The organism is Streptomyces sp. UG1, from assembly GCF_049974585.1.
Lineage (GTDB): Bacteria > Actinomycetota > Actinomycetes > Streptomycetales > Streptomycetaceae > Streptomyces.
This window is the reverse complement of record NZ_JBNGGG010000109.1, coordinates 1-7,225: the sequence shown is the minus strand read 5'-3', so window position 1 is coordinate 7,225 and position 7,225 is coordinate 1. Positions and strand designations below refer to the sequence as shown.

Sequence of the window (7,225 nt, the reverse complement as noted above, 5' to 3'; positions counted from 1 at the left end):
TCGTGCAGCTTCCCGGCCCGGATCTCCCGGCACGCGGCGACGATCGCAGCAGCCTTCGCCGGCTCCAGCAGCCCCAGCTCCTCATTCGCCAGCGCGGCGGCCTCCTTCACGGCGGCGAGGGCGTCGATCAGATGCGGGTGACGCTGTTCATGAGGCTGGAGGCCTTCTCTCGAGAGGCATGGTGGGGGGCCTTCCACGCCACCGCGCGCAAGGCCCCCGTGGTGTCACCGGCGTCCGGATACCTGCTCAGAGCAGGCGATCCTTCGCCTTGTAATAGGCGCCGCCGAACGGCAGGAACCAGGCGGTTCCGTTGTAGAAGGGGACAGGGACCTTCGGGAAGCCGAAGCCGCGCATCGGGTTTGCCTCCGGCTTGCCGTCCATCATCTCGGCGACCGCGCGGCCCATGTACGTGGCCATCTGGACGCCGTGGCCGCAGTAACCCATGGAGTAGTACAGCCCGTTGACCTCGCCCGCGTGCGGAATGCGGTCCCAGGAGAAACCGACCATGCCGCCCCACACGTAGTCGATGCGCACCCCCGCCAGCTGCGGGAAGATCTCGGTCATCTCCCGCTTGAGGATGTCGCCGCTCTTGATGTCGGAGGCCGGGTTGGAGGGGGCGAAGCGGGCCCGGCCGCCGAAGGCGAGGCGGTTGTCCGGGGTGAGGCGGACGTAATGGCCGACATTCTTGTGGGCGACCATCAGGCGGCCGTTGGGGATGAGTTCCTTGGCGCGCGCCTCCCCCAGCGGCTCGGTGACGATGATGAAGCTGCCGACGTTGATCAGCCGCTTGCGGAACCACGGCATCGACTTGTCGGTGTAGGCGTCCGTCGCCGCCATGACCTGCTTGGCCCGGATGGTGCCGTGCAGGGTCTCCACCAGGAAGCCGCCGCCGGGAAGGCGGGTGAGGCCGGTGGCGGCGTTGCGCTCGTGGATCTCGGCGCCGGCGCGCTCGGCGGCTTCTGCCAGGCCGCCGACGAACTTGCCCACGTGCAGGCCCGCGCTGAGCGGGTCGAGCAGGGCGCCGTGGTAGTAGTCCGTGCCGAGTTCGGCCCGCAGCTCGCTCTTGCTCAGGACGATCGTCTCGTGGCCGAAGTTGTCGGCCAGGTCGCGCTGCTTGGCGCGCAGGCCCTCGAAGTGCTGGGGCTTGCAGACCAGGCCGAGGCGTCCGGCGCGGTTGAAGTCGCAGTCGATCTGTTCTGTCCGCGTGAGGTCCTCGACGACGTCGACGGCCTCGCGGAAGGCGTTGTACAGCTCCAGTGCGCGCTCCTGGCCGTAGCGCTTGCGGGCTTCGGCGGGGCTGATGGTGATGCCCTGGGTGCACATGCTGCCGTTGCGCCCGGAGGCGCCCGAGCCGACCTTGTCCTTCTCGACGAGGACGACCCGGGCACCCTTGCGGGCGGTGTGGTAGGCGGTGGACAGGCCGGTGAGGCCGCCGCCGATGACCACCACGTCCGCCTCGTCGGGCAGGTCCTTTCCGGAACGGTCGGGCAGGGCGGGAGCTGTGTCCAGCCAGTAGGGGATCTGCTTCATGGCGTGCGTCCTCTGATGTTCTTTCAGTCCTGTGTCGCCGGTGCGCCGTGGGTCAGCAGCCGAGGAGCTTCGGCAGGCCCGACAGGTCGGGCAGCTCGTCGTACGGCTGGTAGTCGGAGCTGCCCAGGCGGCCGTAGCGGTTGATCCACACCCGGCGCTTCAGGCCGAGGTCGCGGGTCGGGATGTGGTCGTACTCCCAGCCCTGCGCGACGTGGATGACCTGGGCCGGCTCGACGCCCATGGTCTTGAAGGCGTATTCGAAGGTCTGGCGGTCCGGCTTGTAGGCGCCGGCCTGCTGGGCGGTGATGACGTAGTCGAACTCGACGCCGATGTTCTCGACGTTCCGCGCGATCAGGTTGTCGTCGGTGTTGGAGATGATGGCGATCTCGTACTTGGTCTTCAGGGCGCGCAGCGCGTCCGGGACCTCAGGGTGGGGGCCGAAGGTGGGGACGGCCTCGACCAGGGCGTCGCCGTCGGACTCGCGGTACTCCAGGCCGTGCAGGCGCATGGCGTTGCGCAGGCTGGAGTGCAGGATCTCGTGGTACGGGCGGTATGCCTCCAGGACGGCCTGGAAGCGCATGACACGGAAGTCGTCGAGGAACTCGTCGACATCCAGGTTGTCCAGGTCCAGCCGGTCCTCCAGGACCTTCAGGGTCGTGGGGCCGAGCTCGAAGTTGATCAGGGTGGCGTAGGCGTCGAAGGTGACGATCTCTCTCATGGTGTTCAGCCTCAGTCTCGCGGGTTTCCAGAGGGGGGTGGGGGCTTCAGACGACGCGTTCGCCGGGGACGACGATCGCGTCGAGTGCGGCCAGGTCGGCCGCGTCGGGTATCCAGTCGGCCGCCGCCGCGTTGGCGGTGACCTGGTGGGGTGTCATGGCTCCGCAGATGACGGAGCCGACGGCGGGCAGGGCCGCCAGTGCGCCGACCGCGACCTGGAGGAGGGTCAGGCCGCGTTCGGCGGCGTAGGCGGTGAGCGCTTCGGCCTTGTCGAGGGCTGCGTCGGTGAGCCAGCCCTGCCGCCAGGACAGCCGGCTGCCGGGCGGGGGCTCCTCGCCGCGCCGGTACTTTCCGCTGAGCAGGCCGTTGGCCAGCGGGTAGTACGGCAGCAGGCCGAGGCCGTGGTGCAGGCAGGCCGGGATCAGGTCCCGTTCCGCACCGCGGTCGAGCAGGTGGTAGCGCGCCTGGGTGGACACGAAGGCGTCCGTGACCTGCTCGGCCGGGAGGTTGGAGCAGCCGATGTACCGGATCTTGCCCTCGTCGACCAGTTCCCGCAGGGCGGCGACCGTTTCCTCCAACGGCGTGACGCCGTCCGGTTCGTGGTACTGGTACAGGTCGATCCGGTCGGTGCCGAGCCGGCTGAGCGATGCCTCGACCGCGTACCGGATGTAGGCGCCGGATCCGCGCGGACCGTACAGGTCGGCCTCCCGGCCCATCTCCATGCCGAACTTGGTGGCCAGCACCACGTCGTCGCGGCGGCCCTTGAGCGCGGCGCCGAGCAGCCGTTCACCGTCGCCGCGGAGGCCGCCCCGCTCCCCGGACCCGCCGTACATGTCGGCGGTGTCGAACAGGGTGATCCCCGCGTCGAGGGCGGCGTGGACGACGGCCTTCGTGCCGTCCTCGTCGAGGCGGCTGCCGAAGTTGTTGCCGCCCACGCCGACCACCGAGACGGTCGGGCCGCGCTCTCCGAGCGAGCGGTATCTCATGACCGGTTCCCGAATCCGATGCAGACGTTCTTGGTCTGCAGGTAGCTGGCCAGGCCTTCGAGGCCCTTCTCCCGGCCCCAGCCGCTGTGCTTGTAGCCGCCGAAGGGGAGCTCGACGCCGGTTCCGACGCCGGTGGCGTTGACATAGACCTGGCCGGCCCGGATGCCCTCGGCCATCCGCATCGCCTTGTCGATGTCGCGGGTCCAGACGTACGAGGCCAGGCCGTACGGGCTGTCGTTGGCGATCTCCAGTGCCTCGTCCGCGTCGTCGAACTCGATGACGGTGACGACGGGCCCGAAGATCTCCTCACGGGCGCAACGGGCCTGGTTGTCCAGTCCGGTCAGGACGGTCGGCTCGACGAAGTAGCCGTCGGCCAGCTCGGGGTCCGAGGGGGCGCCTCCGCCGGCCCGTGCCACGGCGCCCTCCTCCCGCGCCAGCTCCAGGTAGCCGAGGACCCGGTCCCGCTGCCGTGCGGCGACGAGCGGGCCGACGTCCGGGTCGGTGAGCCCCGGGCCGAGGCGCAGGGACGCGGCGTGCGCGACGAGCTTGTCCAGGAACTCCTCGGCGCCGCGCTGAAGGAGCAGCCGGGTGCCGGCCGAGCAGGTCTGCCCGGCGTTGCCGAACGCGGAGGCGGCGACGGCGCCGAGCGCCAGGTCGAAGTCGGCGTCGGCGAAGACGACGACCGGCGACTTGCCGCCCAGTTCGGTGACCGAGGGCACCACGTTGGCGGCGGCGGCCTGGGCGACCTTGATGCCGGTGGGGACGGACCCGGTGAAGGTGACCTGGTCGATGTCCGGGTGGCCGGCGAGGGCCGCTCCGGTCTCGCCGTCGCCGGGGACGACGTTCAGCACGCCCGGCGGAAGGCCGCACTCCAGGGCGATCCTGCCGATCTCCAGCGGGGTGAGCGGCGCCTCGGGTGAGGGCTTGAGCACCACCGTGCAGCCTGCGGCCAGCGCGGGGGCGGACCCCCTCGCGGTGTTCTGCAGGGGGTAGTTGAACGGGATGATCTGGCCGGAGACGCCGATCGGCTCACGGACGGTGTAGTCGATCAGCCCGGGTCCGAGCGGGATCGTCGAGCCGCCGAGCTTGTCGGCGACGCCCGCGTAGAACTCGAAGTAGCGGGCGGCCGCTTCGACGTCGGACTTGGCCTGGCGGAGCGGCTTGCCGACATCCTGGCTCTCCAGGCGGGCCAGCCGTTCGCCCTGGTAGCGGATGGCCTCCGCGATCCGGAACAGGATCCGGCCCCGGTCGGCGGCGCGCATCCCGGCCCACTCGGGTGCCGTGAAGGCCGCGCGCGCCGCCGCCACCGCCTGGTCCACATCCGCCTTGCCTGCCAGCGCCACCTGGGCGATGGCCGTGCCGTTCGACGGGTCGAGGACGGTGAAGGAGCGTCCGTCGGCGGCCGGCACCTGCTTGCCGTCGATCAGCAGCTCGGTCATCTGCAGTTCGCCGCTCATGGCCGGATCTCCCCCAGCACCTCGCCGAAGATGACGACCTCGTCGCCAGGACGGACGGTGCGGATCCGGCGGACCCACAGCACGATGCCGTCCTGCGGCGCGCTGACCTCTTCCAGCGTGTTGCCGTAGTGGTCGGTGATGGTGGCGATCAGGTCGCCTTCCTTGCAGTTCTCCCCCGGCTCGGCGCGGGCGACGAAGAAGCCGCCGGCAGCCGAGCGGGCGAAGGTGCCGGAGACGGTCGTGTAGGTGTCCCGCAGCTCCGCCTCGCCGTCGAGCATGCCGAGACTGCGCAGGATGTTGCGGATCGAGTTCATGTGGTGCTCGACGTTGGTCTCGCGGTACGTGGCGCCGCCGCACTCGATGGTGATGGCGGGCTTGCCGGCCGCGAGGACGGGGTGGCGGACCGTGCCGCCCCACTTGCCGCCCTTCCAGACCAGTTCGTGCCCGGCGGCGAGGGCGAGGTCCGTCGCCAGGTCCTCGTAGCCACCCTGGAGGATGACGAGCGGGGCGATCTCGCCGTAGGCACCGCCGGTGTGCAGGTCGACCACGGCGTCGACGGCGGGGACGACCTGCTCGACGAAGGTGGCGGCCAGGCGCTGCGAGTACGAGCCCTCCGCGTCACCCGGGAAGATGCGGTTGAGGTTGAGGTGGTCGATGCCGCTCGCGCGGGCGGCCGCCTCGAAGGCCGGGGTGTTCATGCAGGGGATGCCGACGACGGTGCCACGCAGGGTGGCCGGGTCGATCTCGGCGAGTACACGCCGGATGGCCTCCTGGCCGTCGTACTCGTCGCCGTGCACGCCGGCGTCCACGCACAGGACCGGCCCGTCCTGGGCACCGTTGACGACGATCAGCGGAATGCCGAGCTCCACGCCGTAGCTGCTGGTGCCGACCGGGATGAGGCCCTGGGCGCGCTCGCCCGGTGCGACGGTCAGCGAACCGATGGTGTACATGTGGTTCCTTCCCAAAACGTGGATCAGATACGGGCGGACGCCTCGGCGAGGGTGCCCGCGATGATCGCGGCGATACGGTCGAGGACGGCGCGGTCGCTGATCAGCGGGGGCGCGATCTGGACGAGCGGCCTGGAGCGGTCGTAGACGCGGGCCAGCAGGCCGGCCTCGCGCAGTCGGCGTGGGATCAGGTCGACGATCAGATCGGCTCGGGCGTTGGCGCTGAAGCCGCCGTCGTCGAGGTCGCCGACGAGTTCGCAGGAGTAGAAGAACCCGGTGCCCCGGACGTCGCCGACGATCGGCAGGTCCTTGAGGGCCGCCATGCGCTTGGCCAAGTCCCCCTGGAGACCGCGGACGTTGTCCAGGATGCGGTCGCGCTCCATGATCTCCAGGTTGCGCAGGGCGATGGCCGTGCTCAGTGGGTGCCCGGCGAAGGTGTAGCCGTGGTTCAGGACCGCGCCGGGCCGGTTGATGACCTCGGTGACCTTGGTGCCGACGAGGGTCGCGCCGAGGGGGGCGTATCCGGCGGTGATGCCCTTGGCGACGGTGACCATGTCCGGGCGGGCGCCGTAGCGGTCACCGCCGAACCACTCCCCGATCCGGCCGAAGGCCGTGATGACCTCGTCGGCGACGAGCAGGAAGCCGTACCGGTCGGCCAGCGCCCGCAATCCCTGCCAGTAACCCCGGGGCGGGGTGATGCAGCCGCCCCGGTTCTGCACCGGCTCGGCGATGAGCATCGCGACGGTCTCGGGGCCCTCGGCCAGGATCGTGGCCTCCAACTCGGCGAGCAGCCAGGCCGTGTAGACCTCGTCGTCCGTGAACTCCGCTGCCAGGCCGAGGCGGTTGGTGTTCGACACGAACCGGGTGTCGATCGCCGGCGGACCGTACGGCTCCGTCAGGCCGGGGTCGTCGTTGAACGACAGGGTGCCGATGGTCAGGCCGTGGTAGGCGCCGCGCCGGGCGATCGCCTTGGTGCGGCCGGGCTCGCCGCGCAGGGCGTGGTAGCGGCGGGCTATCTTCCAGGCGGTCTCGACGGCTTCGGCGCCACCGCTCGAGAAGAAGGTGTGCTCGATGTCGACGGGGGCGATCCGGGACAGCCGCTCGGCGAGTTCGATGGCCGTGGGGTGCGCGGAGCCGGTCCACAGGGGGCTGTAGCACAGCTCGCGCAGTTGCCGTTCGGCTGCCTCGGCGAACTCGGCGCCGTAGGAGTAGCCGAGCTGGCAGCAGTACAGCCCCGACAGGCCGTCGATGTAGGGCCTGCCGTCGATGTCTTCGACGTACGGGCCCTCGCCCCGGCGGACGACGAACACTTCCTGGCCCGGCATCGCGAGCGAGCCGTTGTCGGTCATGTTCAGCAGCAGGTGCCGCTGAGAGGTGGCGGCGATCATGTTGCCTCGCCTGCGGGGTTGGCGACCCCTGCCGTGTTCTCGACCGAGAGCAGGGAGCCCTGCCGGCCGGAGCCGATCCAGCGCACCAGGGCCACCAGGCCCAGGGCAAGGATCGCGAAGGCGGTGAGCAGCGCGCTGACCGCGGTCACGCTGGGGTCGATCTCGAAGGTGAGGGAGTTGTAGACCCGCACCGGCAGGGT

General features: G+C 70.5%; 6 protein-coding genes and 1 pseudogene. All 7 read right to left on the bottom strand.

Going from position 1 to position 7,225, the window contains the following annotated elements; all coding sequences use genetic code 11:
• Positions 1-246: 246 nt before the first annotated feature.
• A complete protein-coding gene (locus tag ACP4J3_RS50425; RefSeq protein WP_426544991.1) occupies positions 247-1,530 on the bottom strand; it encodes an NAD(P)/FAD-dependent oxidoreductase in 1,284 nt (427 codons plus the stop codon).
• Between the two features lie 52 nt (positions 1,531-1,582).
• A complete protein-coding gene (locus tag ACP4J3_RS50420) occupies positions 1,583-2,248 on the bottom strand; it encodes a haloacid dehalogenase type II (protein ID WP_426544989.1) in 666 nt (221 codons plus the stop codon).
• Between the two features lie 46 nt (positions 2,249-2,294).
• Complete coding sequence (locus ACP4J3_RS50415; RefSeq protein WP_426544987.1) at positions 2,295-3,233, bottom strand: aldo/keto reductase; 939 nt, start codon at positions 3,231-3,233, stop codon at positions 2,295-2,297.
• The gene (locus ACP4J3_RS50410; protein ID WP_426544985.1) at positions 3,230-4,690 is read right to left on the bottom strand and encodes an aldehyde dehydrogenase family protein; all 1,461 of its coding nucleotides are present in this window, start codon (positions 4,688-4,690) and stop codon (positions 3,230-3,232) included. Before ACP4J3_RS50410 ends, ACP4J3_RS50415 begins: the two co-directional genes overlap by 4 nt.
• On the bottom strand, positions 4,687-5,640 hold the full coding sequence (locus ACP4J3_RS50405; RefSeq protein ID WP_426544983.1) for a succinylglutamate desuccinylase/aspartoacylase family protein: 954 nt from the start codon (positions 5,638-5,640) through the stop codon (positions 4,687-4,689). Before ACP4J3_RS50405 ends, ACP4J3_RS50410 begins: the two co-directional genes overlap by 4 nt.
• Before the next feature lie 23 nt (positions 5,641-5,663).
• Entirely contained in the window at positions 5,664-7,025 is a 1,362-nt protein-coding gene (locus ACP4J3_RS50400; protein ID WP_426544981.1) for an aminotransferase class III-fold pyridoxal phosphate-dependent enzyme, read from the bottom strand.
• Positions 7,022-7,225 (bottom strand): annotated as a pseudogene (locus tag ACP4J3_RS50395) (ABC transporter permease); the annotation flags it as partial. The gene ACP4J3_RS50400 and the pseudogene ACP4J3_RS50395, both read right to left, overlap by 4 nt.